This is a genomic window from Bradyrhizobium sp. USDA 4516 (assembly GCF_054055915.1).
The window spans coordinates 394,997-419,965 of record NZ_JBSRXT010000001.1 but is presented as its reverse complement, the minus strand read 5'-3'; the positions used below and the strand labels follow the sequence as shown (position 1 = coordinate 419,965).

General features: G+C 65.4%; 23 protein-coding genes. 14 read left to right on the top strand and 9 right to left on the bottom strand.

Annotated features, from left to right (window positions below; translation table 11 throughout):
• Positions 1 to 92: 92 nt before the first annotated feature.
• Complete coding sequence (locus ACVI1L_RS02000; RefSeq protein ID WP_456782137.1) at positions 93 to 764, bottom strand: hypothetical protein; 672 nt, start codon at positions 762 to 764, stop codon at positions 93 to 95.
• A 184-nt stretch (positions 765 to 948) separates the two neighbouring features.
• On the opposite strand from ACVI1L_RS02000, the gene ACVI1L_RS01995 reads away from it, so the two are divergent.
• Entirely contained in the window at positions 949 to 3,327 is a 2,379-nt protein-coding gene (locus ACVI1L_RS01995; RefSeq protein WP_456782136.1) for a caspase family protein, read from the top strand.
• 66 nt (positions 3,328 to 3,393) lie between these two features.
• Here the strand turns inward: ACVI1L_RS01995 and pip are convergent, their stop codons facing one another.
• The 6 genes from pip to pqqA form a co-directional block, all read right to left on the bottom strand.
• Positions 3,394 to 4,365 (bottom strand): prolyl aminopeptidase, encoded by a 972-nt coding sequence (gene pip / locus ACVI1L_RS01990; RefSeq protein WP_168856938.1) that lies wholly within the window; start codon positions 4,363 to 4,365, stop codon positions 3,394 to 3,396.
• Positions 4,355 to 5,599, bottom strand: a complete 1,245-nt coding sequence (pqqE, locus tag ACVI1L_RS01985; protein WP_456782135.1) for a pyrroloquinoline quinone biosynthesis protein PqqE — start codon at positions 5,597 to 5,599, stop codon at positions 4,355 to 4,357. The genes pip and pqqE overlap by 11 nt, the downstream gene beginning before the upstream one ends.
• Complete coding sequence (pqqD, locus tag ACVI1L_RS01980; protein ID WP_057014898.1) at positions 5,596 to 5,904, bottom strand: pyrroloquinoline quinone biosynthesis peptide chaperone PqqD; 309 nt, start codon at positions 5,902 to 5,904, stop codon at positions 5,596 to 5,598. The genes pqqE and pqqD overlap by 4 nt, the downstream gene beginning before the upstream one ends.
• A 66-nt stretch (positions 5,905 to 5,970) precedes the next feature.
• Positions 5,971 to 6,726 (bottom strand): pyrroloquinoline-quinone synthase PqqC, encoded by a 756-nt coding sequence (pqqC, locus tag ACVI1L_RS01975; RefSeq protein ID WP_057015091.1) that lies wholly within the window; start codon positions 6,724 to 6,726, stop codon positions 5,971 to 5,973.
• A gap of 20 nt (positions 6,727 to 6,746) precedes the next feature.
• A complete protein-coding gene (gene pqqB / locus ACVI1L_RS01970) occupies positions 6,747 to 7,676 on the bottom strand; it encodes a pyrroloquinoline quinone biosynthesis protein PqqB (RefSeq protein WP_229193128.1) in 930 nt (309 codons plus the stop codon).
• A 160-nt stretch (positions 7,677 to 7,836) separates the two neighbouring features.
• Positions 7,837 to 7,917: a pyrroloquinoline quinone precursor peptide PqqA gene (gene pqqA, locus ACVI1L_RS01965; protein WP_035635412.1), complete on the bottom strand. Its 81-nt coding sequence runs from the start codon at positions 7,915 to 7,917 to the stop codon at positions 7,837 to 7,839.
• Between the two features lie 326 nt (positions 7,918 to 8,243).
• On the opposite strand from pqqA, the gene ACVI1L_RS01960 reads away from it, so the two are divergent.
• The 9 genes from ACVI1L_RS01960 to ACVI1L_RS01920 all read left to right on the top strand — a co-directional run bounded on the left by ACVI1L_RS01960 (position 8,244) and on the right by ACVI1L_RS01920 (position 18,022).
• On the top strand, positions 8,244 to 8,501 hold the full coding sequence (locus tag ACVI1L_RS01960) for a DUF6894 family protein (RefSeq protein ID WP_028332662.1): 258 nt from the start codon (positions 8,244 to 8,246) through the stop codon (positions 8,499 to 8,501).
• A gap of 161 nt (positions 8,502 to 8,662) precedes the next feature.
• On the top strand, positions 8,663 to 9,934 hold the full coding sequence (locus ACVI1L_RS01955) for a PQQ-dependent sugar dehydrogenase (RefSeq protein ID WP_456782134.1): 1,272 nt from the start codon (positions 8,663 to 8,665) through the stop codon (positions 9,932 to 9,934).
• A gap of 111 nt (positions 9,935 to 10,045) precedes the next feature.
• Positions 10,046 to 10,612, top strand: a complete 567-nt coding sequence (locus ACVI1L_RS01950; RefSeq protein WP_253625784.1) for a c-type cytochrome — start codon at positions 10,046 to 10,048, stop codon at positions 10,610 to 10,612.
• Positions 10,613 to 10,683: 71 nt separating this feature from the next.
• Positions 10,684 to 12,075 carry an amidase family protein gene (locus tag ACVI1L_RS01945; protein ID WP_456782133.1) on the top strand — a complete coding sequence of 464 codons (1,392 nt, stop codon included), beginning with the start codon at positions 10,684 to 10,686 and terminating at the stop codon, positions 12,073 to 12,075.
• Between the two features lies 1 nt (position 12,076).
• The gene (locus ACVI1L_RS01940) at positions 12,077 to 12,553 is read left to right on the top strand and encodes a glutathione peroxidase (protein WP_028332658.1); all 477 of its coding nucleotides are present in this window, start codon (positions 12,077 to 12,079) and stop codon (positions 12,551 to 12,553) included.
• Entirely contained in the window at positions 12,550 to 12,810 is a 261-nt protein-coding gene (locus tag ACVI1L_RS01935; RefSeq protein ID WP_253589602.1) for a DUF3297 family protein, read from the top strand. Before ACVI1L_RS01940 ends, ACVI1L_RS01935 begins: the two co-directional genes overlap by 4 nt.
• A gap of 135 nt (positions 12,811 to 12,945) precedes the next feature.
• Entirely contained in the window at positions 12,946 to 14,115 is a 1,170-nt protein-coding gene (locus ACVI1L_RS01930) for a mandelate racemase/muconate lactonizing enzyme family protein (protein WP_456782132.1), read from the top strand.
• A 184-nt stretch (positions 14,116 to 14,299) separates the two neighbouring features.
• Complete coding sequence (locus ACVI1L_RS01925) at positions 14,300 to 15,361, top strand: hypothetical protein (RefSeq protein ID WP_456782131.1); 1,062 nt, start codon at positions 14,300 to 14,302, stop codon at positions 15,359 to 15,361.
• A 297-nt stretch (positions 15,362 to 15,658) separates the two neighbouring features.
• Positions 15,659 to 18,022, top strand: coding sequence for a TonB-dependent receptor (locus tag ACVI1L_RS01920; protein WP_456782130.1), 2,364 nt, complete (start codon positions 15,659 to 15,661; stop codon positions 18,020 to 18,022).
• Positions 18,023 to 18,164: 142 nt separating this feature from the next.
• On the opposite strand, the gene ACVI1L_RS01915 is transcribed toward ACVI1L_RS01920, so the two are convergent.
• Positions 18,165 to 19,517 carry a malonyl-CoA decarboxylase gene (locus tag ACVI1L_RS01915; RefSeq protein ID WP_456782129.1) on the bottom strand — a complete coding sequence of 451 codons (1,353 nt, stop codon included), beginning with the start codon at positions 19,515 to 19,517 and terminating at the stop codon, positions 18,165 to 18,167.
• A 158-nt stretch (positions 19,518 to 19,675) separates the two neighbouring features.
• Complete coding sequence (locus ACVI1L_RS01910) at positions 19,676 to 20,488, bottom strand: helix-turn-helix domain-containing protein (protein WP_456782128.1); 813 nt, start codon at positions 20,486 to 20,488, stop codon at positions 19,676 to 19,678.
• Between the two features lie 74 nt (positions 20,489 to 20,562).
• On the opposite strand from ACVI1L_RS01910, the gene ACVI1L_RS01905 reads away from it, so the two are divergent.
• The 4 genes from ACVI1L_RS01905 to ACVI1L_RS01890 all read left to right on the top strand — a co-directional run bounded on the left by ACVI1L_RS01905 (position 20,563) and on the right by ACVI1L_RS01890 (position 24,864).
• The gene (locus ACVI1L_RS01905) at positions 20,563 to 21,753 is read left to right on the top strand and encodes an MFS transporter (protein WP_253625790.1); all 1,191 of its coding nucleotides are present in this window, start codon (positions 20,563 to 20,565) and stop codon (positions 21,751 to 21,753) included.
• Between the two features lie 199 nt (positions 21,754 to 21,952).
• Positions 21,953 to 23,497, top strand: coding sequence for an SUMF1/EgtB/PvdO family nonheme iron enzyme (locus ACVI1L_RS01900; RefSeq protein ID WP_456782127.1), 1,545 nt, complete (start codon positions 21,953 to 21,955; stop codon positions 23,495 to 23,497).
• 37 nt (positions 23,498 to 23,534) lie between these two features.
• Positions 23,535 to 23,960, top strand: coding sequence for a DUF4399 domain-containing protein (locus ACVI1L_RS01895; RefSeq protein WP_168856950.1), 426 nt, complete (start codon positions 23,535 to 23,537; stop codon positions 23,958 to 23,960).
• A gap of 157 nt (positions 23,961 to 24,117) precedes the next feature.
• Positions 24,118 to 24,864, top strand: coding sequence for a transporter substrate-binding domain-containing protein (locus ACVI1L_RS01890; protein WP_456782126.1), 747 nt, complete (start codon positions 24,118 to 24,120; stop codon positions 24,862 to 24,864).
• Positions 24,865 to 24,969: the final 105 nt, after the last annotated feature.

The window sequence follows — 24,969 nt, the reverse complement described above, 5'->3', positions numbered from 1 at the left end:
GCGTTATGTGGCGGTGCAGCATGATCTGCACCGCCACATTTGCTTAAGAAGATGTTTTTCGAGAAAGCGCTTCGCACGCTTCCGGATCAGGCTTACTCGCGCGGAAGGTCGCTCTTCGCGATATCCCACAACAGCCTGTAGGCGCCGCTGGTGACCACGAGCGGCTTCAAGGCTGCATTGCCGGTGATGCCTGCGGCCGCTGCGGGGATCGCGCCGACGTCGGTGGCGTCGATCAGCACGAACCAGTCGCCGGCCCCGGGATCGGGTTTCGCCGCATCCGGCGTGAGCGGTTTCGACAGATCAGGGTCGTTCTCCAGAAGGTGCATCGAGATGATGCCGTCGCGCGAAGCTGGATCGAGTTGCTCCCGCAATGCAGCGCGAAGTTTGTCCGCGCCTTCGGCGGGCGGGCGCAGGCGGATGATGCCGAGGGCTGCGCCCCTGCCGACGCCGCGGCTGATCGTGATGCGCGCGACCCCGCGGATCATGTTCTGAAAGCGCGCGATATTGGCCTTCGACCAGTCGGTCTGGTTGGCGAGCGCCTTGCGATAGGCCGGGCTCTCGAGCACATCGAAGGTCGCGGTCGAGTAGAGGCTGAGATATTTCGGCTTGCCGTCATGGGCGACGTAGCGGCGGGCTTCCAGGAAGCCGTCGATGGCGACCCGTTCCTCGAGATGCTCGCGGTCGTACCAGCGATTGAATTCAGCTTCGTGCAAGCTGTCGATATCCATCGAAGTCAGCAGCATGCCTTGTCCGGCGATTGGCATCGAGTGCTCCTTTTTTGCCTGTTTTATCCGCGCAATATCGCCTGATCGCGCAAACCAGGGAAGCCGGTTCCCGTCACCACAGACCAAGGATTGCCACAATTGCTGCAATGCTGTTCAGCACCGGTTCACAGAGGTAGCATTTCATTCGTTACGCCAACTCTCGAGAAGAAAAGGGACGACCACCATGGCACGCATTCTGTGGGCATTGATCGTCGGTCTGGTGTCGCTCGCCTCGCTTCCCGTGCATGCGCAGGATCAGGAAAAGCGTCTCGCACTTGTCGTCGGCAACGGCGCCTATGAGGCCGGCGCGTTGCAGACCGCCGCGAACGACGCCGGTCTGATCGCGCAGACCTTGCAGGCCGCCGGCTTCGACGTGATCGGCGCACGCGATCTCGACGGCGAGACGCTGCGCAAATCGTTCCGCGATTTCATCCAGAAGGTGCAGGAGGCGGGGCCCAATGCCGTCGCCTTCGTCTATCTCGCCGGTTACGGCGTGCAGCTCACCGGCGAGAACTATTTCGTGCCGGTCGATGCCAAGATTGCCCGCGACACCGACGTGCCGGTCGAGGCGATCCGCATCTCCGACTACAGCCACCAACTCTCGGCGCTGCCGATCAAGGCCGGCGTGATCGTGCTCGATGCGGCGCGCAGCAATCCCTTCGCCAAGGAAGGCCAACCGCTGGCCGGCGGTCTTGCGCTGGTCGATCCCGATCCGAAGATGCTGATCGCCTTCAACTCGGCGCCCGGCACCGTTGCTCCTGACGGTGCGCCGCCGTACGGGCCTTATGCGCAAGCGTTGGCGGAAATGATCCGCACCGGCGGCCTGACTCTGCCCGAGGTGTTCGACCGCGTCCGCCTGCGGGTCAACGAGATGACCAAGGGCGCCGAGATCCCGTGGGATGCGCACAAGGTCGACGCGCCCTTCATGTTCTTCGAGCGCAAGCCGGACGCGCCGCCGCAGCAGGTCGATGCCGGGCTGCGCACCAAGCCGATCCGCGATTTCTCGGCGCAGGATGCCTACGCCGCGGCGCTGGAGCGCGACACGCTGCAGGGCTACGAGGATTACCTGCAGGCCTATCCGAACGATCCGCTGGCCAAGCGCGTGCGCGCGATCGTGGCGGCGCGGCGCGAGGCGATCACCTGGCGGCGCACCTACAACGCCGACTCGACTGATGCGTATTGGTCGTATCTGCGGCGCTATCCGCGCGGGCCGCATGCCTACGACTGCCGGCGCCGGCTCGCCTATCTGTCGGCCGCGCTGGAGCCGCCGGCGCAGTTCACGGTGCTCGACTACGACGTGCCGCCGCCGCCGCCCGACGAGATCGACTATGTCGACCGCCCGGTGCTGTATTACAGCGATCCGGTGTTCGCCTTCGCGCCGCCACCGCCGCCGCCGGTGTTCTTCCTGCCGCCGCCGCCGCCGGACTTCGTCGTGCTGCCGCCACCGCCGCCGCCGATCGGCCTGTACGTGCTGCCGACGCCGATGTTCGTGGCGATGCCGGCCTATGTCGCCGCACCGGCCTATGTCGTGCCGCCGCAGAACAACATCGTGTTCAACAACATCCACAACACCACGGTCATCAACACGGTCATCAACAATCCCAACCCGACGCCGGCGCAGCTCCATGCGGCCGGGGTGACGGCGGCGATGGGCGGCGCGCCGGTGACGGCGGCACCGCGACTGCCGGCCGCGGCGATGCAGCGCGCCAATCTGCCGGGCGCTCCGCAAGGCGCGACGCCCGCGCAGGGCGCGGCGATGGGAGCTCCGCGCGCCGCACCGAACGCTGCCGCGGCGCCGAACGCTGCTGCCACTCCGAATGCTGCCGCCGCTCCGAATGCGATGGGCGCGCCGGGCACGCCGGGTGCGCATACCCTGCCGGGCGCGAAAAATGGACCGCCGCTGCCGCAGTCGGCGACCGCACCGGCCAATGCCATGCAGCATGGCGCTGTGCCGCCGGGAGCCGCACAACCCGGCGCCGCGCAACCTGGCGCAAAGCCGAATGCGGTGGTGCCGGGCAAGCCGGCGACTGCCATGGCGCCTGCCAATGCGCAGCCTGCTCCTCCGGCCAAGCCCGGTGCCGCGCCGGCGACAAACGCGCCCGCCTCACCCGCGGCCGCCGGCAAGCCAGGTGCGCAACCGCTTCCGCATGCGGCGACCGCGCCGACCGCAAACGTGAAGCCCTCGGCGGCGCCGTCGCCGGCGAACAGCGCGATGTCGACACGGCCGACGCCGGCGGCGCACCCGGCACCCGCGCGCGCCGCAGTGTCGCCGGCGCCGGTCTCCCGGCCCGCGCCGGCGCATGCGGCAGCTCCGCCGGTCCATGCCGCAGCTCCGCCCGTGCGGGCTGCGGCTCCCCCGCCGCGGCCGGTTGCCCCGCCACCTCGTGCTGCGGCTTTGCCGCCGCGTCCGGCGCCGGCACCGGCTCCGCGCGCCGCGCCGCCGCCTCGGCCGGCGATGCAGGTGCAACATGCAGCGCCGCCACCGCGGATGGCGGCGCCGCCAAGGCCCGCGGCCGCGCCACGGGCAGCGCCGGCATGTCCTCCCGGCAAGTGCAAACATTGAGGGAAGCAAGGGAGCCGGTCGAGTTCTTCACCGGCTCCTTGACGTCGGGTGCGTTCCGGCGGCGGTCTAGCGCTTGGCCGCGAGGTCGGCGATCGCCTTCATCACGGCGTTGCGGATGCCGGGATCGTAGAGGATGTGGCCGGCGCCATCGATGATGCGGACCTCGCTGCCCGGCCAGCGCGCGGCGAGCGCGTGCGATGTTGCGGGCGGGCACAACAGATCGTAGCGGCCCTGCACCAGGATGCCGGGAATGCCGGCGAGCTTGCCGGCCTCACTCATCAATTGATGCGGCCGCATGAAGCAATCGTTGGCGAAGTAGTGCGCCTCCATGAACGGCGTCGAGGGCAGGGCGCCTGAGGCCTTGAGATCGAGCCGCGTCTGCTTCGGCGTGTGCTCCGACAACGCGCGTTCGGTGTCGTGCCAGGCGCGCGCGGCCGGCGCATGCACGGCGGCGTCGGGATCGAGGATGCGGCGATAATAGGCCGCAAGCGGTGCTGCGCGCTCGCTCTCGGGCAGGAAGTTGAGGAAGTCCTCGTGGAGGGCGGGATAGAAGCGCGGCAGGGCGCGCAGGAAAACGTCGTCCAGTTCCTCGGCTGTGCCGAGAAACGTCGCGCGCAGTGCGAGCCCGCTGACCCGCTCGGGATGGGCCTGCGCATAAGCCAGCGCCAGCGTCGCGCCCCAGGAGCCGCCGACCACCATCCAGCGCGCGAAGCCGAACCGCTCGCGGATCTTCTCCATGTCCGCGATCAGGTGCTGCGTCGTGTTGTTGTCGCGGCTGCCCTTCGGCCGGCTGCGGCCGCAGCCGCGCTGGTCGAACAGCACGGCGTGAAAGCGCTCGGGATCGAACAGCCGGCGATGATCGGGCTGGCAGCCGCTACCGGGGCCGCCATGCAGATAGACCGCGGGAATGCCACCCTCGCGCCCGACGCTCTCGACATGGAGATCGTGGCCATCGCCGACGTCGAGCCATTCCGACGTCAGCGGCGCAAAGGGATCGGCACGCCTCGCGGCCTTGCCGACGTCGGCGTCAGGCGCCATTGCGCTTGTCCTGGGATTCGTTCCGGGGGGCGTCCGTCTCCAACGTGCCGCCGGCGAAGTTACGATACAGGAAGCGGTTCTGCGTGCCGGCGGATTCCTGCTCGGCCTGCTTGAAGATCTCCTCGTGTCGCGGCGACAGCGCGCAGGCCGGGTCCGTGTTGCCGGCATCGCCGGTCAGCGCAAAGGCCTGGCAGCGGCAGCCGCCGTAATCGATCTCGCGGAATTCGCAACTCTTGCACGGCTCCGGCATCCAGCCGGTGCCGCGATAGCGGTTGAAGGCCTCCGAGTTCTGCCAGATCCAGGCGATCGAATGATTCGAGCGCACCGATTCGAATTCAAGCCCGGTGATGCTTTCGGCGGCGTGGCACGGCAGCACCTTGCCGGCCGGCGAGATGTTGAAGAACTGGCGGCCCCAGCCGCCCATGCATTTCTTCGGCCGCAGCGCGTAGTAATCCGGCACCACATAGTCGATGGCAAGCGTGCCCTTCAGGCGCATTTGGGCTTCCTCGACGATGCGGCTGGTCTCCTCGATCTGCTCGATCGTCGGCATCAGCGCGGCACGGTTCTTCAGCGCCCAGCCGTAATACTGCACGTTGGCGACCTCGAGCCGGTCGGCGTCGAGGTCGACCGCCATCTGGATGATGTCGGTCAGCTGATGCAGGTTCTGCCGGTGCATCACCGCATTCACCGTGAGCGGCAATTCCAGCTCGCGCGTCCATTTGGCGACCTCGAGCTTCTTCTTGTGCGCGTCCTTCAGCCCGGCCACGCGGTCGGCGACGTTGGGCTCGTTGCCCTGAAAACTGATCTGCACATGGCTGAGGCCGGCGTCGGCCAGCGCCGAAAGCTTGTCCCTGGTCAACAGCACGGCCGAGGTGATCAGGTTGGAATAGAGCCCGACATCGGTCGCGTGCTGCACCAGCTCGACGATGTCCTTGCGCGCGGTCGGCTCGCCGCCGGAGAAATGGATCTGCAGCACGCCGAGCTCGGCAAGCTCGCTCAGCACCTTCTTCCATTCGTCGGTGGTGAGCTCGGTCGAGCCGCGGTCGAGCTCGACCGGGTTCGAGCAGTAGGGGCATTGCAGCGGGCAGCGGTGGGTGATCTCGAGCAGCACCGCAAGGGGAATGCCGTAGGTCTCGGCCGCCGAGCGGCGGCTCTCCAGCACGGCGAGCCCATCGCTTGGGGCTGCGCTCGGGCCCGGCGCTGTCGTCTTGGTGTCGGCCAGCGTGTCGCTCATGCTGTGCTCTCGCGCGCTTCGGTGAGAAAACCCTTGTCGGCCAGATCCTGCAGCATCGCGATCACGTCGGTCGCGATCGCCTCGCGTGGGGCGGCGTATTTTTCGGCGAGCTGGTCCACCATCTCGGCGACACTGCGCATGCCGTCACACAGCTGCAGCACCTCGACCGCGATCTCATCCGGCGCCAGCACGCGCTCCGGCGCCAGGATCACCCAGACCTGCCGCGTTTCGTCGAATTTCAGCTTGGTATGGCGCGGCAGTTTCGGCCGGCTGGTCTCGCTGACGCTGATGTTGCGGCTGGCCATGATCTAAGTCTCTTTGTCTGAGCATGATCTTTCGGAAAACCGGCTCCCACTTTTCCGGATCATGCTCTAACCTGTCTTCGGCACGAACGCGCCGGGCGGAATCTGGCCGTCGACATACGCATGATACAGCGCGTCGAGCTGCACCCACAGCACGTTGGTCTTGAAGATCAGCGCGTTGCAGACCGCTTCGCGCTCCGCCGGCGTCTTGGCGTGCTGCTTGACATAATCAAGCGCAAAGCCGGCGTCGCGCGGCGCCTGGGTCAGGCGGCGGCTGAAATAGCTCATGATGTCGGGGTTGACGAAGTCGTAATGCTTCAGCATCCCCGAGATGCGCTCCTCGTGCAGGTTCGGCGCGAACAGTTCGGTGAGCGAGGAGGCGATCGCCTCCAGCGGCGTGCGATCGCGGCAGAAATGCACATAGGCTTCGACGGCGAAGCGCGTCGCCGGCAGAATGCCTTCGGTGGACTCCACGTAAGCCGTGTCGAGGCCGAGGCCTTCGGTCAGCTTCAGCCAGCGCTCGATGCCGCCTTCATTGCCGAGATCGCCGTCGTGATCCTCGATGCGGTGGCGCCATTCGATCCTTGTGTTGCGGTCGCGGAAGCGCGAGATCACCATCGCGTCCTTCAGCGGGATCGTGCTCTGGTAGTAATAGCGGTTCAGCGCCCAGGCCTGGACCTGGCCCTTGTTGAGCTTGCCGCCGTGCAGCAGGCGGTGGAACGGGTGCAGGCTGTGATACCGCGTGGCACCGATCGTGCGCAGCGTCGCCTCCATCTCCTCGGCAGTGTCGAGCGTGATGCCCTTGCCGATCGAGAGCGCGGTCATTCCTGAGGTCAGCACGACATTCACAGCACGATCTCCGTTCCGTCGGAGGGAATCTGCCAGCCCGCCTGTTCGGCCGCCTTGCGTTCGGCCGAGGTCCCAAGCAGCGCCGGGTTGGAGTTGTTGATATGCAAAAACACTTTTCGTCCGATGTCGAGCCCGGCGAGGCTTTCGATCGCACCCTGATCGCCCGACATCGCGATGTGGCCCATGCCCTGGCCGGTCTTGTTGCCAAGGCCCGCCGCGATCAGTTCGTCGTCGCGCCACACCGTGCCATCGAAAAACACCAGCGGGGCGCCCTTGAGCCGTGATTTCAGGTCGTCAGTCACCCGTGCGCAGGCGGCCAGGAAATAGAAATATTTGCCGCTGCGCCGGTCCGCAATACGCAGGCCGAGCGTATCGCCGACGCCGTCGGCGCCCGCCGGATGCGCCTTGCCCTCAAGATACCACGCGCCCTTGCCGGGAACCTCAAACGGCAGCACCTCAAGCCCGGACGGCGATCCGTCGGGCAGGGCCGGTTCGAAGGCCTGGTCGACCGTGATCGGCCGGCGGTCGACGTTCTCGTCGCTGAGCACGTTGAAGATGCTGTTCGCGCGCAGGATCGCGAGCACCCGCTCATGCGCGTAGATCGTGAACGGCGAGCCCTCGCGCATCGACAACAGCCCGGCGACCGCGTCGATCTCGCCATTGGTGAGGATGACGCCCGCGATCGGACTATGGCGCAGTGCGCCGTGCTTCGGATGCAGCTGCGGCGTGGCAATCAACTGCTGGCGCAGATCCGGGGACGCATTGACCAGGAACCAGTGCACACCATCGCCGCTGACGGCGATCGAGGCTTGCGTGCTCTGCAGTTCGGGGTGGTCGCTTCGCGCCGTCCTGCAGACGGCACAGCCGCAGTTCCACTGCGGAACGCCGCCACCCGCCGCGGCACCCAGGACGACGACACGAAGCATGATCCGTCCCCTGGAGAAGCTTGGCCCTGGAGAAGTTTGTTAGACCCAGAAACGTTACGAGGTGGACCCCGGATTTGAAACACACTCCCTCGCTCGGGAGCGCGTTACGCCCGGATGTCCACCTGCGCTAAAACGCTAAACGTGTAGAGGGCGCTGCCGCTTACTTGCGGGTTGCGCACATATACATGTTGATTTCCATGCCGACCGACACTTCAACGATCTTCGGTGCTTTCCAGGCCATTTGGCTCTCCTTGTTGCAACCGGACGAACTTTCCGCCCTGCAGGCTAAACTACTGTGGTTGGAAAAGTTCGCCAGTTAAATTTTCTGTAAGGTGCCGCCTCGAAGGGCATGCTGCACTGCGGCAAGCAAATCTTACCCACTCACAAATTTGTGCGCGCGTTTCCCGTCAAAAGCCCGTGGCATCAGACCTTTTTCCTGTTGTTAGCCACACGGTGAATGGTGATGTTGGAATAGGTAAACAGCAGCCCCGCGGTCCTCCGAAGGTCCCGGTGACGATCCTGTGCTTCCCCGCGACGGGAGGCGACTAACCGAGCCGAGTTCAGCCGATGCCACGCTATTTCTTCAACACCCGTATCGGCGACGAGCTGATCTCCGATCCCGACGGCGAAATCCTGCGGGACCCGGATCGTGCGTGGGAAATGGCGCGCGCGATGATTCGCGAACTGCTCAAGACCGAGGGCGCCGACGGCGCGCTGCTCAGCGCCGTGATCGAGGTGACCGACGACGAGGGCGAGGTCGTGCTGGAGTTTCCATTCACGGAGGCGATCCTCGATCGCCCGGACCGCTCGATGACAAGGCACTGACGCTGGCCCCGCGCGGCCACAACCATGCGTTGGCCGATGTCCGGCATGCTTCCGATTGCAATTGTCCGGACAAATTCGCAAGACTATGAACGGAAAGCCGAACGGCGCCGGGCGACGTCAATGGCGCAATCAACAACGGCTTCCACCCAGGGGAGATCTTCATGAAAAAACACTCGTTCGCACCGCGCAGCTTGCTGCTCGCGGGGGCCATGCTCGGGGCGTTCACGCTCTCTGCTGCGGCGCAACAGCCGGCCGCGCCGGCGGCAGGTGCCGCCCCTGCCGCCCAGCCGCTGCCGCCGGGCTCGCCCTTGATCGGGCGTCCGGACAACGAGGCCGCCGCCAAGCTCGCGCCGGTGGCGCCGCCGCCGCTGCCGTCCGCACCCGACAAGCTGCCGCTCGCCAAGCTCAAGGTGCCGGCCGGCTTCAATGTCGAGGTCTATGCGGCCGGCATGGCCAATGCGCGCTCGCTGGCGCTCGGCGACAAGGGCACGGTGTTCGTCGGCAGCCGCCTCGTCGACAAGGTCTATGCGATCGTCAACAAGGACGGCAAGCGCTCGGTCAAGGTGATCGCCTCCGGCCTCTATCGTCCGAACGGCGTCGCCTTCAAGGACGGCACGCTCTACATCGCCGAGCTCTCGAAGGTCTCCAAGATCGACAAGATCGAGGACAATCTGGACAACCCGCCGAAGCCCACCGTCGTCTACGACAAGCTGCCGAAGGACGAGGCGCATGGCTGGAAGTTCATCGCCGTCGGTCCCGACAACAAGCTTTATGTTCCGGTCGGACAGCCCGGCAACAACGTGCTGCATGATGCCGACCACGGCCAGATCCGCCGCATGAATCTCGATGGCTCCGGCGCCGAGGTCTACGCGCTCGGCGTGCGCAACACGGTCGGCTTCGACTGGAATCCCGAGAACAAGCAGATGTACTTCACCGACAACGGCCGCGATTGGCTGTCGGAGACGGTGCCGGAAGACGAGCTCAACCGCATCACCAAGGCGGGCGAGGATTTCGGCGCGCCGTACTGCTACCAGGGCAACATCATCGACCAGGAGCTCGGCTGGGGCAAGACCTGCAAGGACTACACCGCGCCGGTCGGCCTGATGGGCCCGCATACCGCGTCGCTCGGCATGCGCTTCTACACCGGCAGCATGTTCCCGAAGACCTACAAGAACGTGATCTTCGTCGCGCGTCACGGCTCCTGGAACAAGTCGCAGAAGCAGGGTGGTGACGTGGTCGCCGTCAGGCTGAACAAGGACGGCACCGTGAAGTCGATGGAGCCGTTCCTGACCGGCTTCCTCGAAGACAACAAGTATGTCGGCCGCCCGGTCGACGTGATGCTGCTGAAGGACGGCTCGCTGCTGGTCTCCGACGACTGGAACGGCGCGGTCTATCGCGTCAGCTACGGCAAGCCGAAGGTCGCCAATCAGTAACAACCACCAACGTCATTCCGGGCTGGTGCGACAGCACCAGACCCGGAATCTCGAGATTCCGGGTTCGCCCTTCGGGCGCCCCGGAATGACACTGAAAGTCAGGAGCAGCCGATGCGTAAGTTCATGATCCCTGTGCTCCTGTTTGCATCCGCTCTTTCCGCAAATGCCGAGACCATCCAGGAGCGCGCCGCGGCGTGCTTTGCCTGCCATGGCGAGCATGGCACGTCGGAGACCGAGAACACGCCGTCGCTTGGCGGCCAGACGGCGCCCTATGCGCTGATCCAGCTCTTCATGTTCCGCGAGAAGCTGCGGGTGTTCGACCCGATGAACGAGATGGCGAAGCCGCTGACCGACGACGATTTGCGCAGCTTCTCGGATTTCATCGCGACCCTGCCGAAGCCCACGCCGCCCGCTGACGCCGGCGATCCGGCGCGGATGGCGCGGGGCCAGGCGCTGGCGCAGCAGAACCGCTGCAACAGCTGCCACAACACCGATTTCTCCGGCAAGGAGAATGTCCCGCGCATCGCCAACCAGCGCGAGGACTACCTCGCCAAGACGCTGGCCGAATACAAGGACAACAGCCGCCATGGCTATGACGCCACCATGGCCGACGTGATGCAAACGGTCACCAAGGAGCAGATCGGCGACCTTGCCTATTACATCGCGCATGTCCGCTGAAACATCAGGCGGCGGACCGCTGGCCATGTTCTCCGCGCGGCGCTAAAACGCAGCGTCACACGGAGTTGCACATGCAGGATATTTGGCGTCTGTCGGCGGCCGAGCTCGCCAGCCTCATCAGATCGAAGAAGGTGTCGGCGAAGGAGGCGGCGGAGGCCGGGCTCGCCCGGCTCGACGCGGTCAACCCGAAGCTCAACGCGGTGGTCGATCACCGGCCGGACGACGTGCTGGCGCAGGCGGCCAAGATCGATGCGGCCATTGCGCGCGGCGAGGCGGTCGGGCCGCTCGCCGGCGTGCCCGTCACCATCAAGGTCAATGTCGACCAGGAGGGCTACGCCACCACCAACGGGCTGAAGGCACAGCGCGACGTCATCGCCAGGGTCGACAATCCGGTGGTCGCCAATCTGCGCAAGGCCGGCGCGGTGCTGCTCGGCCGCACCAATTGTCCGGCGGTCTCCTATCGCTGGTTCACCACCAACCTCATTCACGGCGACACCAAGAACCCGCGCGATCCCGGCATCACCCCGGGCGGCTCGTCCGGCGGCGCGGGTTCGGCGGTCGCGGCCGGCATCGGCCACATCGCTCACGGCACCGATATCGCCGGCTCGGTGCGCTATCCGGCCTATGCCTGCGGCGTGCACGGCCTGCGGCCAAGCATGGGCCGCATCCCGGCCTTCAATTCGGCTTTGCCGGAGCGGCCGATCGGCCCGCAGATCAGCGCGGTGTCGGGCCCGCTGGCGCGCACCGTCAACGATCTGCGCATCTCGCTCGCGGCGATGTCGGCGCCGGACTATCGCGACCCCTGGTATGCGCCGGTGCCGCTCGAAGGCCCGCCGCGCGAGAAGCGCGTTGCGATGTGCCTCAATCCGGATGGTCTCGATCCGGTGCCGGAAGTGGTCGCCGCGGTGGCCGATGCCGGCAAGCGCTTGCAGAAGGCCGGCTGGATCGTCGAGGAAATTGCAAACACGCCGTCCTTGCGCGAGGCGGCCGAAATCCAGACCCGGCTTTGGCTCGGCGACGGCTACGAGGCCCAGCTCGCCTTCGCCGAGCGCGAGGGCGATCCCGGCGCACTGGCCTGCCTGCGCGGCGTCCGCGCCCGGGTGCATCCGTTCGACCTGTCGCAGGCGCTGACCCGCCGCGCGACCCTGACGCGCGAATGGTTCGCCTTCTTCGAGAAATATCCGGTGCTGCTGATGCCGGTGTCCGGCGAGCTACCGTTCCCCGACCATCTCGACCGCAAGGACGAGGCGTCGTTCGCGCGGGTGTGGCACGCGCAGCTGCCGCAGATTGCGATCCCGTTCATGGGGCTTCCCGGGCTCGTGGTCTCCACCGGTCTCGTCGGACGGATCCCGGTCGGCGTGCAACTGGTGGCCGGACGCTACCGCGAGGATCTCTGCCTTGCCGCTGGTGAGGCGGTCGAGGCCGGCGGCACGCCGTCGTCGCCGATCGATCCGGTCAGCTGAGATGGCGACCGTTTACGATTTCACCGCCAAGTCGCTCGCCGGCGACGACGTGCCGCTGCAGCGGTTCGAGGGCCAGGTGCTGCTGATCGTGAACACGGCGAGCGCCTGCGGGTTCACGCCGCAATACAAGGGCCTGCAGGAGCTGCACGCCGGCCTGTCGCCGCGCGGCTTCGCCGTGCTCGGCTTCCCCTGCAACCAGTTCGGCGCGCAGGAGCCGGGCGATGCGAAGCAGATCGCCGCGTTCTGCGAGACCAACTACGCCGTCACGTTTCCGATGTTCGCCAAGATCGACGTCAATGGCTCAGGTGCGCATCCATTGTACGAACACTTGAAACGTGAGAAGTCGGGCCTGCTCGGGCCCGCGATCAAATGGAACTTCACCAAGTTCCTGGTCGATCGCGCCGGCAAGGTCGTGGCGCGGCATGCGCCGACCGCCCGGCCCGAAGGATTGAGGAAGGACATCGAGGCGCTGCTATGAGCGACGACAACGACACCAACGACCAATTCCCCGACCGCCTCTCGGTCGATCCGAACAGCCCGTACTACAATGCGGATATTCTCGCCCGCGATGTCGGCATCCGCTTCAAAGGCGCCGAGAAGACCAATGTCGAGGAGTACTGCATCAGCGAAGGCTGGGTCCGCGTCACCGCCGGCAATGCCAAGGACCGTTACGGCAATCCGCTGACCATCAAGGTGCACGGGCCGGTCGAGCCGTATTTCCGGGACAAGACGTAGCAACCGTCATTCCGGAATGGTCCGAAGGACCAGACCCGGAATCTCGAGATTCTCGGTGCGCAACTGCGCACCTGAGGGTTCGATGCTTCGCATCGCCCCGGAATGACGTGCCTAACAAATTGCGAAAGCAGCGCCATGTCCGTCCGCATCGTCGACGTCCGCGAAATCACAAAACCGATCTCCTCGTCGATCCGCAACGCCTATATCGACTTCACAAAGATGACCTCGAGCCTGGTGGCCGTGGTCACTGACGTGGTGCGCGACGGCAGGCGGGTGGTCGGTTACGGCTTCAATTCCAACGGCCGTTACGGGCAGGGCGGTCTGATCCGCGAGCGCTTCGCGCCGCGCCTCAAGGAAGCCGATCCGAAATCGCTGCTCGATGCCGATGGCGGCAATCTCGATCCGGACAAGGTCTGGTCGACGCTGATGTCGAACGAGAAGCCGGGCGGCCATGGCGAGCGCTCGGTCGCGGTCGGCACCATCGACATGGCGGTGTGGGACGCGGTGGCGAAGATCGCGGGCAAGCCGCTGTTCCGGCTGCTCGCCGAGCGCCACGGCCGCGCCGCCAATCCGCGCGTCTTCGTCTACGCCGCCGGCGGCTACTATTATCCCGGCAAGGACCTCGGCGCATTGGGCAAGGAGATGCGCGGCTATCTCGACCGCGGCTACAACGTCGTGAAGATGAAGATCGGCGGTGCGCCGCTTGCCGAGGACCGCGAGCGCATCGAGGCGGTGCTGAAGGAGATCGGCAGCGCGGCGCAGCTTGCGGTCGACGCCAACGGCCGCTTCGATCTGGAGACCGCGATCGCCTACGCCAAGATGCTGCGCGAGTATCCGCTGTTCTGGTACGAGGAGGCCGGCGACCCGCTCGACTACGCGTTGCAGGCCGCGCTGGCCGAGTTCTATCCGGGGGCGATGGCGACCGGCGAGAACCTGTTCAGCCACCAGGATGCGCGGAACCTGATCCGCTACGGCGGCATGCGGCCGGACCGCGACTGGCTGCAATTCGATTGCGCGCTGTCCTACGGGCTCTGCGAGTATCAGCGCACACTCGAGGTGCTGAAGACCCACGGCTGGTCGCCGAGCCGCTGCATCCCGCATGGCGGCCACCAGATGTCGCTGAACATCGCGGCCGGCCTCGGCCTCGGCGGCAACGAGAGCTACCCCGACCTGTTCCAGCCCTATGGCGGGTTCCCGGACGGCGTGCGCGTCGAGGGTGGCCACATCGTGATGCCCGACCTTCCCGGCATCGGCTTCGAGGGCAAATCCGATCTCTACAAGGAGATGAAGGCGCTGGCGGACTAAGTCCGGCCAGCGATTGCCAATCCGCCGGGGGCGCGGGGTGGGCCCGAGCTTGCTTGCAAAATTTCGTGAGCGACGCTCAAAAATTATTGAACATTGCTCATTTCCGGATATACTCATGAGAACAGGGCGTCTTTGTCCCGGATGATCGGGAGCAGGCGCAAAAACCGGCCGTGAGGATAGCCGCATGCCATATTCAGCCAAGGATCTCCGGGACGCCGCAAATGCCGGGGTGATCAGCCCGGCCGATCTGGAACGGTTGCTCGCTTTCCTGGCGAGCAGCGCCGGGCAGGGTTCGGCGGGCGATGCAAGTCCCGCCGCCAAATTCGATGCCGCGCATGTGCTCTGGTACGCCGGCGCGCTCATTGTGATCGGTGCCATGGGCCTGTTCTCGACCCTGGCCTTCACCCAGATGGGCGGCCGCGCGCTCACGGCCTGCGCGATCGCCTATGCGGTCGGGTTCAGCGTGGCGGGTCACCACCTCTGGCACGCCAAGAATCTGCGGGTTCCCGGCGGCCTGCTGATCGCGATCGCGGTCTCGATGGCGCCGCTCGCGGTCTACGGCATCCAGGACGAGCTTGGCTGGTGGGGCAAGTTCGGCAAGCCGGGAACCGTGCAGGACTTCTACGTCTGGGTGAAGGGCAGCTGGATCTTCATGGAGATCGCGACCGTCGCCGCCGGCATCGTCGCGCTGCGCTACTACCGCTTCGCCTTCATCGTCGCGATCATCTCGGTCGCGCTGTGGTTCATGTCGATGGACCTGGCGCCGTGGTTCAGCGGCATGGCTCACGCCGATTTCGAGATGCGCCGCAGGGTATCGATCTGGTTCGGGCTTGCCGTGCTCGCGGTCGCGTGGATCGTGGACTATCGCAGCCGCAACGGCGACTTTGCGTTCTGGCTGCATCTGTTCGGCTTGATGGCGTTCTGGGGCGGAATTAGCGCGTCCGAAGGCTCAACCGAATTGAGCAAGGCGGTGTATTGCCTGCTCAATGTCGGCCTGATCGTGATTGCCGTGATTTTGATGCGGCGCGCCTATGCGGTGTTCGGCGCGTTCGGCATCTGCCTCTATCTCGGCCATCTCGCCGACGTCGTCTTCAAGGACTCGCTGTGGTTTCCGTTCTCGCTGTCGCTGATCGGCATTGCCGTGATCGCCGCAGGCCTGCTCTACCATCGCAACGAGCGTGCGATCACCGGCTGGATCGATGCGCATCTGCCGGCGGGGTTGCGGCCGCGATCCGCAACCGCATGACCGCGACGTGATCGTTTTAGAATCGCTACAATCTGGAATTGCTACAAGAAGAGCGGTGCGCGAGCGCCGCTCTTCGTTTCCGGGCGCAAATCCGGAAGCCGACAGAAACCATTCGCATCCTTGACTTTTCCAACCCTGCGCTCGCCGCGAGGTGTATCCGCGTCCATTCGTCGCGATTTTATTCCGTCGTCACGCAAAAATTTTCTCGCGCCCGTCGTCTGGACGCACAGCGCCTCACCTCTCTAGAGGACGGCGCATCGCCTTCAACGAAGGCGAGAGTTGCTTGGGGACGACGTCATGACATCAAGAACACAAGCCCATCGTCGCACTGTCTTGCTTGCGCTGCTCACGGCGAGCTATCTCGCGCTGAGCGTTCCGCTCGCAACGTCTGCCGCACAGGCGCAATCGGCGCCGTCGCAGGCCGGCGCCTCGTCGCTGCCGCCCGTGACCGTCACCTCGCCGGCCACGCAACGTCGCCGCAACGCACCATCGACATCGCGTAACACCGCCGCAGCACGAGGCCGCCGCACCCAGACGGCACGGCGGATCGCGCCCGCGGCGGCGGCAAAACCGTTCGCGGAATCGCAGGACGCCCGCACCGGCACATCGGGCTATTTCGCCAACAGCACGTCGGTTGCGACCAGGACCAACACCGCCATCGTCAACATCCCGCAATCGCTCAACGTGATCACGCGGGAGCAGATCCGCGACCAGAACTATCAGGGCCTCACCGACGTCACCCGCTACGTCCCCGGCGTTGCCGTGCATCAGGGCGAGGGCAATCGCGACGAACTCGTGATCCGCGGCGTCGATTCCAGCGCCAACTTCTTCGTCAACGGCTTTCGTGACGACGTGCAGTATTTCCGCGACATGTACAACGCCCAGAGCATCGAGGTGCTGAAGGGGCCGAGCGCGCTGACCTTCGGCCGCGGCGCCGGCGGCGGCCTGCTCAACCGCACCCTCAAGGAAGCCGACGGCAACCGCGTCTACGAGGCGACGGCGCAGACCGGCTCGTGGGGCGATCGCCGCGTCAGCCTCGATACCGGACAGGCGATCAACGACAACGTCGCAGCAAGGCTCAACGTGTTCTACGAGGGTGCCGACGCCTTCCGCGATTTCAATCATCTGGAGCGCTACGGCATCAATCCGACGGTGACGCTGAAGCCCGACGACAACACCAAAATCAAACTGAGCTACGAGTACTTTCACGACGAGCGCACCGCCGATCGCGGCAATCCCTCGCAGGGTCTGCCGGGCGGCGCGACCCGCTTCAACCCGACCACGCCGTTCGCGCCGAACGGCGACTTCTCGACCTTCTTCGGCAGCCCAAGCCTGAACACCGCGCAGGCGACGGTGCAGACCGGCATGGCGATCATTGAGCACGATTTCGAGAACGGGCTGACGGTGCGCAACGGCACCATCGCCGCCGACTACCAGAAATTCTATCAGAACGTCTATCCAACGGGCGGTCCGCTCGCCGGCGCGGTCAATCCTGCCGACACCGCGGTCAATCTCGGCGCCTATCAGCACACGACGAATCGCGACAATGTCTTCAACCAGACCGATTTCACCTACAAGGCCTGGACCGGGCCGCTGTTCCACACCGTCGGCTTCGGCACCGAGTTCGGCCGGCAGACCGGCGTCGATATCCGCAACACCGGCGTGTTCCCGAACGGCACCAACACCATCGTGCAGAACCCGTTCGCGCCGACCTATTTCGGCCCGGTGACGTTTCTTCACCACTTCACCGGCACCAACAGCGACGGAGTCACCACGCCCGATTCGAACAGCCGCTATGCGCTGAACATTCAGTCCGGCTATCTAAGGGACACCATCGAGATTTCGCGCGCGGTGCAGATCATCGCCGGCGCCCGGTTCGATCGCTACGACATGTCGGCCACCGACATGAACACCAACATCAATCGCAATCGCGTCGATAATCTGGTGTCGCCGCAGGGCGCCCTGATCATCAAACCGATCGATTCGATGTCGGTCTATACCGCCTACAGCGTCTCCTTCCTGCCGGCCTCGGGCGACCAGTTCAGCGCGCTGAACGACGGCACCCTGATCCTGCAGCCGCAGCGCTTCGAGAATGTCGAGCTCGGCATGAAGTGGAACATCAATCCGAAGCTGCTGTTCTCGACCGCGGTCTACAATCTGAACCGCACCAACCAGCCGATCGCCGACGGCAACAATCCCGGCTTCTTCTTCCCCTCCGGCAGCACGCTCACGCGAGGCGTCGAGGCGAGCCTGACCGGCTATGTCACCGCGCAATGGCAGTCGTCGCTGGCCTATGCCTACACTGACGCGAAGATCACCGGCGCCACCTCGGCGACCGTCGTGCCCGGCAACCGCGTCCAGCTGGTGCCGTACAATCAGTTTGCCTGGTGGAACAAGTATCAGTTCACGCCGATGTGGGCGGCTGCGCTCGGCGTGATCTATTTCGGCGATTCCTTCGCCTCGTCCGACGATACGGTGCGGCTGCCGGGCTTCGTGCGCTTCGATGCGGCGATCTACGCCAAGATCGACGAGACCTGGAGCGCCCAGCTCAACGTCGAGAACATCTTCGACAAGGGCTATTGGGCGTCGGCTGACGGCAACAACAATATCTCGCCGGGACAGGGCCGCACGGTAAGGCTGATGGCGCGGGCGAGGTTTTAGCTTTCACCGTCATGCCCGGGCTTGTCCCGGGCATCCACGTCTTTGCCGCGGTCTACAAGAAAGACGTGGATGGCCGGGACAAGCCCGGCCATGACAACGGTAGAGAGGTGGGCTCGCAATGACGTGGAGAGGGGTTGGCCTGTCACCCCAACCGCATGTCCAGCAGCCGCCGGCCTTCGCCCTTCAACAGCTTCTTCACCGCGCTCGAGGCGATCACCTCGCCATTGTTGGCGTAGGCTTCGTGGTTCTTCTCGATGTCGTCGAGGCGGTAGAGGTAGTTGACCATGATGCCGGCGGATTCGCGCAGGCCCTTGGGCGAGAGATCGCCGAGCCAGTTGATCCGCTCCAGGCGTGCGCCGTTGCCGAGATGGAAGCGCGCGACCGAATCGATCAGTCGTCCCTTCGGCGTGCGCGCCTTCAGGAAATAGTAGGCGGCAAGCGGCTCCAGCACGGCGCGCAGCTGGGTCGCGAGCTCGGCGTTCTCGAACCAGTCGGGCTTGCCGAGGCTTTCCAGCAGCTGGCGGTCCTCCTCGGTGAGCGGCACGTCGTCGGCCTGCTTGACCCACTGCATGAAGCCCGGCACCGGCGATAGCGTCACGAAGTTGTCGAGCTTCGGCAATTCGCGGCGCAGCTCCTCGACCACCTGCTTGATCAGGAAGCTGCCGAAGGAGATGCCGCCAAGGCCGCGCTGGGTGTTGGAGATTGAATAGAACACCGCGGTGCGGGCGCGCTCGACCGGCACCGGCTCGCGCTCTTCGGCCAGCAGCGGCGCGATTGCGCACGGGATGGCTTCGGTGAGCGCGACCTCGACGAAGATCAGCGGCTCGTCGGCCAGCGCCGGATGGAAGAAGGCGTAACAGCGGCGATCGATCGGATCGATGCGGCGGCGCAGATCGTCCCAATCGCGGATCTCGTGCACGGCCTCATAACGGATGATCTTCTCCAGAATATTGGCCGGCGACGACCAGTCTATCCTGCGCAGCACGAGGAATCCCCTGTTGAACCAGGACGAGAGCAGATGCACCACGTCGCGATCGAGCGCGGCGAGGTCCTTGTTGCCCTTCATCAATGAAAGCAGATCCGAGCGGATCGACACCAGCTCGCCGGTGCCGCCAGGCGCGCGATTGAGGCGGCGGATCAATTCCTGGCGGCGCGGCTCGGACGCGAAATGCAGGTCGCTGGCATCGTCGCCATTGGCCTTGGCGCGCCAGCTTTCGATCGCCTGCGCCAGTTTGGCGTGATCGGGGCCAAAATCGCGGGCCAGCGTCTGGAAGAACGACAGCCGCCCGGCGGCATCGAGATGATGGTAGCGGTCGAGCACTTCGCGCGCCATCGCGGTGCCGGAGGCTTCGCCGCGGCCGGATAACAGCGCCTCGCACAATTCCAGCAGTTCGGAAGCATCCTGCTTGTCGTTGGCCGGGCTGGCGCGGCCGAGCAGGACGCGGCCGCGTTCGGAAATCGTCGAGAGCAGATCGGAGAAGAAGGCATTGGCCATGAGCAGGTCGTATCCAGCAGGTCGTATCCAATGAAGCCGGACCTTACACGGGATTTAAGGTCGGGAGCACAGCAATCAAGCGCATGGATCGTACGGAAATATGTCGCAGCGCGACAGCGGTATAATTCGTCGTCGCTGCGCCCGGTGACAAACCCGGTTCACGTTTTCTCGCACGTTTTCTCCGCGAACGCGGTCGGTGTCTTGCCGGTAACCTGGCGGAACGCGTGGGAAAATGCCGGTACGCTGGCATAGCCGAGGTCGGAGGCGACCTGCTTGACCGAAACATTCGCGCTGCTCGACAGGCGCTCGATCGCGGCCGCGATGCGGGCGCGCTGGCACCAGCTCTTGAACGAGAGCTGCGTTTCCGCCGAGAACAGCCGCGACAGCGTCCGCGCCGAGGTGCCGACCGTGCGCGCCAGCGCGTCGATGTCGTGGTCCTGCGTCGGATCGGCCAGCACGAGGTCGGCGGCGCGGCGGCAGCGCGGCTCCTGCGGCAGCGGGATGAAGGTCGCGGAATCCTCGGCCTGGTGCAACTCCAGCATCACGAGGCGAATCAACAGATCGGTGCGCTCGCGTCCGCATGAGGCGTCGAACAGCGCGAGGATCGCCTGGTGCACCAGCGGCGACACCCGCACCACGAATTCGTGGTCGAGGCTGTCGCTGCGCTTTTCGCGCGCGAGCCAGGCCTGGTCGAAATACAGCGTGCGCATCTCGATGTGGGCGAGCACGTCAATCGCGTGCGGGAGCAGTGCAGGGACCCACACCGCGCGGTCCGGCGGCACCAGCCAGCGCCCCTTGGGCGTCGTCACCTGCATGGTGCCGCTGGCGGCATAGACCAGCTGTGCCTCGCGGTGCATGTGCGGCTCGAGCCGGACGCCCTTGCGGTAGCTGCGCGCCACCAGATGCACGCCGTCCCCGGTGACGCGCCGGTCCTGGTGGAGGGCTCTTATTGGCGGCTCAGCGATAGTCATTGGCGACATCCCGTCAGGACAAGCACCTATAACCTATTTTCGAGCAATTGAAGAATCGCGTGAGAGACGTGCCGATGAACGGTCCAAGCAACAGTCCCAGCCGGGTGATCACCTTCGTCAATGCGGCCCATTTCATCGATCACTACGCGATGCTGATCTTCGCGGCCGCCGTCATCATCATGGGTCCGGCGCTCGGCATGGCCTATTCGGAACTCCTGCCTTATGCGACCCCGGGCTTCATCGCCTTCGGCGCCGGCTCGCTGGTCACGGGCTGGCTCGGCGACCGCTGGAGCCGCCGCCACATGATGGTGATCTTCTTCGTCGGCATCGGCCTGTCGATGATCTCGGTCGGCTTCGTGCAGACACCGCTGCAGCTCGGCGCCGCACTGCTGGCGATCGGCGTCTTCGCCTCGATCTATCATCCGGTCGGCACCGCGATGATCGTGTCCTATGCCGAGAAGCTCGGCGCCCAGATGGGGATCAACGGCGTCTGGGGCAATCTCGGCGTTGCCTCGTCGGCGCTGGTCACCGGCGTGATCGGCCAGTATCTCGGCTGGCGCTGGGCCTTCATCGTCCCCGGCATGGTCACCGTGCTGATCGGCATCGCCTTTGCGATGACGGTGGTGCATGAGGACCGCAAGGGCTCCAGGCAGGCGGCAGCGCAGGTGCGGGTCGCCAAGGAGGACATGTGGCGCGTGGTGCTGTCGCTCCTGATCGTGGTGATCGCGATCTCCACCACCTTCAACGCGGTGACGGTGGCGCTGCCGAAGCTGTTCGCCGAACGGCTCGCCGACCTGACCAAGAGCCCGGCGCTGCTCGGCGTGATCGCGGCCGGGGTCTATGTGTTCGGCGCGATGACGCAGTACACCATCGGCAAGCTGCTCGACAGATATTCGCTGAAGACGGTGGCGCTGCCGCTGTCGTTCCTGCTGGCGCCGTTCCTTTATCTGGCGGCGAGCCTAAACAACCTGCCGCTGATCGTGGTCTCGATCGGCATCGTGATGGGCGCGTTCGGCCAGGTCACGGTGAACGATGCCATGGTCGGCAAGTACACCACCGAGGAATGGCGCTCGCGCGCCTATGCGGTGCGCTATTTCGTCGGCTTCACCGCAGCCGGCGCTTCCGTCGGCCTGGTCGCCTGGCTATACGACCAGGGCGGCTTCTCGATGATGCTGCGCGCGTTCGCGGCACTCTGCCTGCTGGCGATCGCCGCCGCGATCATCCTGCCGCGCGAGATCCGCACCCCGGCCGCGCAGGCGGGCTGACGCAGGCGTTTTGCCGCCCATTTAACGTTGCGACGAGGCGTGCCCGACCGGCGGGCCTCGACCGACGGCGGATAACCGTGACATGGTCACGCTTCGCGAACTTTGTTCCGACCCGCAGGTGTGGTAGGTTCAAGCGGGCCTCGGGGACGAAGGCGCCGGTTGCGCCTTGAACACGTCTTTACGGAGCAGCCGGAGCGCTATGGGAGAAATTCGCGACTTCAAGTCAGGCCGGTCACAGCCCGACAATACACAGCCTCCCGGCGATTCAATGCCGCGGCGCCTCGCCGCGATCGTAGCGGGCGATATCGCCGGCTACAGCCGGTTGATGCAGCTCGATGAGGAAGGCACGCATACGCGCGTCAAGCGGACCCTGCGCGATCTGATCGAGCCCACGATTGCCGAGCACCACGGCAAGCTGGTCAAGACCACCGGCGACGGCTTTATCGCGATGTTCGACAGTCCGGTCGAGGCCGTCCGTTGCAGCATCGTGATCCAGCAGAACATGATCGGCCGCAACGCGGCGATCGCGAGAGATCACTGGATCGAGTACCGGATCGGCGTCAACCTCGGCGACGTCATCATCGAGCCCGACGATATCTATGGCGACGGCGTCAACGTGGCCTCGCGCCTGGAAGGGATCGCGGCGCCGGGTGACGTCTTTATTTCCGGCGGCATCTACGAGCAGATCAAGCACAAGATGGTCTGCGGATACGAATCGCTCGGCGACCGCAAGGTCAAGAACATCACCGATCCGGTCCGGGTTTATCGTGTGCTGCCGGATGCCGCCGCGTACCAACGGACGCGCAGGCGCCGCGAGTCCGTCCTGCTCACGCTGCTCGGACTGGCGGTCGCGATCATCGCCGGCGGCGTGCTGTGGTATCTGCTCGCCCAACCGCGCGGCAAGCCGGCCGATGTGGCGCAGGCGCCTCCGGCACCGACGGCATCGCCTGCCGTTCAGCCGCCGGCACCAAGCCCGGCTCCGACCCAAACCGCAAGTCCGACCCCGGCGGCGCCGACGCAGCAAGCGTCGCCTCAACCCGCGCCCTCCGCGAGCCCCACCCCAGACCTGCCGGAACCCGAACTGGTCTCGCTTCAAGCCGGCAGCTTCTCGATGGGAAGCAATGACGACCCGTCGGAGCGGCCGATCCGCCGGGTGACGGTCAAGCGCTTTGCCATGGGCAAGTATCCGGTCACGGTCCGCGAATGGAACGCCTGCGCGGCGGCCAAGGCCTGTGGCTTCACGGCCAGCGGCAAGGACGACGTTCCGGTCACCAATGTGAGCTGGAGCGATGCGAAGCAATATGTGACGTGGCTCGCCGAGCGCACCAAGAAGGCCTACCGGCTTCCGAGCGAGGCCGAGTGGGAATATGCGGCGCGCGGCGGAACGCAATCGAAGTACTGGTGGGGCGACCAGGTGCAATCGGGCCACGCCGGATGCAAGGATTGCGGCGGCGACAGTTCGGCCGAGCAGCCGGTCAAGGTCGGCAGCTACAAGCCGAATCCGTTCGGCCTCTACGACATGGGCGGCGGGGTCGATCAATGGGTCGAGGATTGCTGGCACAGGAATTACCAGGGCGCGCCGACCGACGGTGCGGTCTGGTCCGGCGGCGACTGCGCCTCCCATGTCATCCGCTCCGGCTCGTGGAAGAATGACGCACGCTATGTGCGTCCGGCCAATCGCGATAATTACGACACCAATGTCCGTTATCCGACCCACGGTTTGCGGGTCGCGCTGTCTCCCTGAGCGATCATCCCTGATCGCCAGGCTTCATGGAGGGGCTATGAAAAGTGCAGGCTTGATCATGCTCGCCGCGGCACTGACGCTGTTCGCGGCTCCGGCCGACGCCCAGAACAAGCCGGCCGGCAAGGACACCAAGCTGTATTTCATCTGGCCGCGCGACGGCGCCAAGCTCAAGAGCCCGTTCTGGTGCCGCTTTGGGCTGCGCAACATGGGCGTCACCCATGCCGGCGACGACTACCCGAACAGCGGCCATCACCATCTTCTGATCGACGTGAATGAGCCGTTGAATGCGAATGAGCCGATCCCGTCGGACAAGTCTCATCTGCATTTCGGTGCCGGCCAGACCGAGACGCAGCTCGACCTGGCGCCCGGCAAGCACACCCTGCAGTTGGTGCTGGGCGACGCCAAGCACTATCCATTCAGCCCGCCGGTCGTCTCCGAAAAAATCACCGTCCGGGTCAGATAGGCCGATACGGATAGCTCCCTTGCGGGAACCGGCGCTTGCACAAGGCCGCGCCGTGCGGTTTGTTGCGCGCCTGCCGGACAGCAAGATTCGGCGTGGAGGACGTCCGATGTCGTCTCGACTGCTGCGTCTGGCCGGCCTCGTTCTGGGAGTGATTGTCATGGCCACATCAGCGGATGCCGACGCCTTGAAGGATCAGATCGCGCCGACCGGAAAGCTCCGGGTCGCGATCGCGATCAGCCCGGCCGGCGGCGCGTTCTGGTCGACCAAGACCGAGAGCGGCTATGCGGGCGTTCCCGTCGATCTCGGCCGCGAGATGGCGGCGCAACTCGGCATCCCCGTCGAATATGTCGTGCACCAGAATTCCGGCCAGATCACCGACGCGGCGGCCAAGAACACCTGGGACATCACCTTCCTGCCCAAGGATCCCGAGCGTGAGACCAAGATGACGTTCGGGCCGATCTACGAGGTTGCCGACGCTACCTATATCGTCAAGCCCGGCTCGACGATCACGAATTTCGCCACGCTCGACCAGGACGGCGTCAAGGTCGCCGCCGTCAATGCCACCACGACGATGCGCGGCGCGATCGCCCATCTCAAGCACGCCAAGGTGACGGGCTATCAGACCTACGACGAGATCTTCAATCTGCTGAAGAGCGGCGAGATCGACGCCTTCGCATTGTCGCGCGATCAGCTCAACGCGATGGCGAAGAAGATTCCGGGCACGCGCGTGCTGGACGAGACCTTCAAGCAGACCGTCACCGCGGTCGCGGTACCGCTCAACCATCCGCTCGCCGCGGCCTTCGCCACCAGGTTCATGACGGAGGCGATCGCCAACGGCACGCTGCGCAAGGCCTATGACAACAACGGGCTGAAGGGCGCGCCGGTCCGCACCGAGGCGAAGTGAAGTAGCGCGCGTATCGACTCTTTCCCCGTTACCCCGCGCAAAGGCGAAGCCTTTGCGCGGGGATGACGGTGATGGAGGGGCGCGCATCCTCTGGGCGACATCTGG

What these genes read in the sequence shown, in the direction of transcription:
- ACVI1L_RS02000 (WP_456782137.1), bottom strand. Translation starts at nt 764, where the DNA reads ATGCCAATCGCCGGACAAGGCATGCTGCTGACTTCGATGGATATCGAC.
- ACVI1L_RS01995 (WP_456782136.1), top strand. Translation starts at nt 949, where the DNA reads ATGGCACGCATTCTGTGGGCATTGATCGTCGGTCTGGTGTCGCTCGCC.
- pip (WP_168856938.1), bottom strand. Translation starts at nt 4,365, where the DNA reads ATGGCGCCTGACGCCGACGTCGGCAAGGCCGCGAGGCGTGCCGATCCC.
- pqqE (WP_456782135.1), bottom strand. Translation starts at nt 5,599, where the DNA reads ATGAGCGACACGCTGGCCGACACCAAGACGACAGCGCCGGGCCCGAGC.
- pqqD (WP_057014898.1), bottom strand. Translation starts at nt 5,904, where the DNA reads ATGGCCAGCCGCAACATCAGCGTCAGCGAGACCAGCCGGCCGAAACTG.
- pqqC (WP_057015091.1), bottom strand. Translation starts at nt 6,726, where the DNA reads ATGACCGCGCTCTCGATCGGCAAGGGCATCACGCTCGACACTGCCGAG.
- pqqB (WP_229193128.1), bottom strand. Translation starts at nt 7,676, where the DNA reads ATGCTTCGTGTCGTCGTCCTGGGTGCCGCGGCGGGTGGCGGCGTTCCG.
- pqqA (WP_035635412.1), bottom strand. Translation starts at nt 7,917, where the DNA reads ATGGCCTGGAAAGCACCGAAGATCGTTGAAGTGTCGGTCGGCATGGAA.
- ACVI1L_RS01960 (WP_028332662.1), top strand. Translation starts at nt 8,244, where the DNA reads ATGCCACGCTATTTCTTCAACACCCGTATCGGCGACGAGCTGATCTCC.
- ACVI1L_RS01955 (WP_456782134.1), top strand. Translation starts at nt 8,663, where the DNA reads ATGAAAAAACACTCGTTCGCACCGCGCAGCTTGCTGCTCGCGGGGGCC.
- ACVI1L_RS01950 (WP_253625784.1), top strand. Translation starts at nt 10,046, where the DNA reads ATGCGTAAGTTCATGATCCCTGTGCTCCTGTTTGCATCCGCTCTTTCC.
- ACVI1L_RS01945 (WP_456782133.1), top strand. Translation starts at nt 10,684, where the DNA reads ATGCAGGATATTTGGCGTCTGTCGGCGGCCGAGCTCGCCAGCCTCATC.
- ACVI1L_RS01940 (WP_028332658.1), top strand. Translation starts at nt 12,077, where the DNA reads ATGGCGACCGTTTACGATTTCACCGCCAAGTCGCTCGCCGGCGACGAC.
- ACVI1L_RS01935 (WP_253589602.1), top strand. Translation starts at nt 12,550, where the DNA reads ATGAGCGACGACAACGACACCAACGACCAATTCCCCGACCGCCTCTCG.
- ACVI1L_RS01930 (WP_456782132.1), top strand. Translation starts at nt 12,946, where the DNA reads ATGTCCGTCCGCATCGTCGACGTCCGCGAAATCACAAAACCGATCTCC.
- ACVI1L_RS01925 (WP_456782131.1), top strand. Translation starts at nt 14,300, where the DNA reads ATGCCATATTCAGCCAAGGATCTCCGGGACGCCGCAAATGCCGGGGTG.
- ACVI1L_RS01920 (WP_456782130.1), top strand. Translation starts at nt 15,659, where the DNA reads ATGACATCAAGAACACAAGCCCATCGTCGCACTGTCTTGCTTGCGCTG.
- ACVI1L_RS01915 (WP_456782129.1), bottom strand. Translation starts at nt 19,517, where the DNA reads ATGGCCAATGCCTTCTTCTCCGATCTGCTCTCGACGATTTCCGAACGC.
- ACVI1L_RS01910 (WP_456782128.1), bottom strand. Translation starts at nt 20,488, where the DNA reads ATGACTATCGCTGAGCCGCCAATAAGAGCCCTCCACCAGGACCGGCGC.
- ACVI1L_RS01905 (WP_253625790.1), top strand. Translation starts at nt 20,563, where the DNA reads ATGAACGGTCCAAGCAACAGTCCCAGCCGGGTGATCACCTTCGTCAAT.
- ACVI1L_RS01900 (WP_456782127.1), top strand. Translation starts at nt 21,953, where the DNA reads ATGGGAGAAATTCGCGACTTCAAGTCAGGCCGGTCACAGCCCGACAAT.
- ACVI1L_RS01895 (WP_168856950.1), top strand. Translation starts at nt 23,535, where the DNA reads ATGAAAAGTGCAGGCTTGATCATGCTCGCCGCGGCACTGACGCTGTTC.
- ACVI1L_RS01890 (WP_456782126.1), top strand. Translation starts at nt 24,118, where the DNA reads ATGGCCACATCAGCGGATGCCGACGCCTTGAAGGATCAGATCGCGCCG.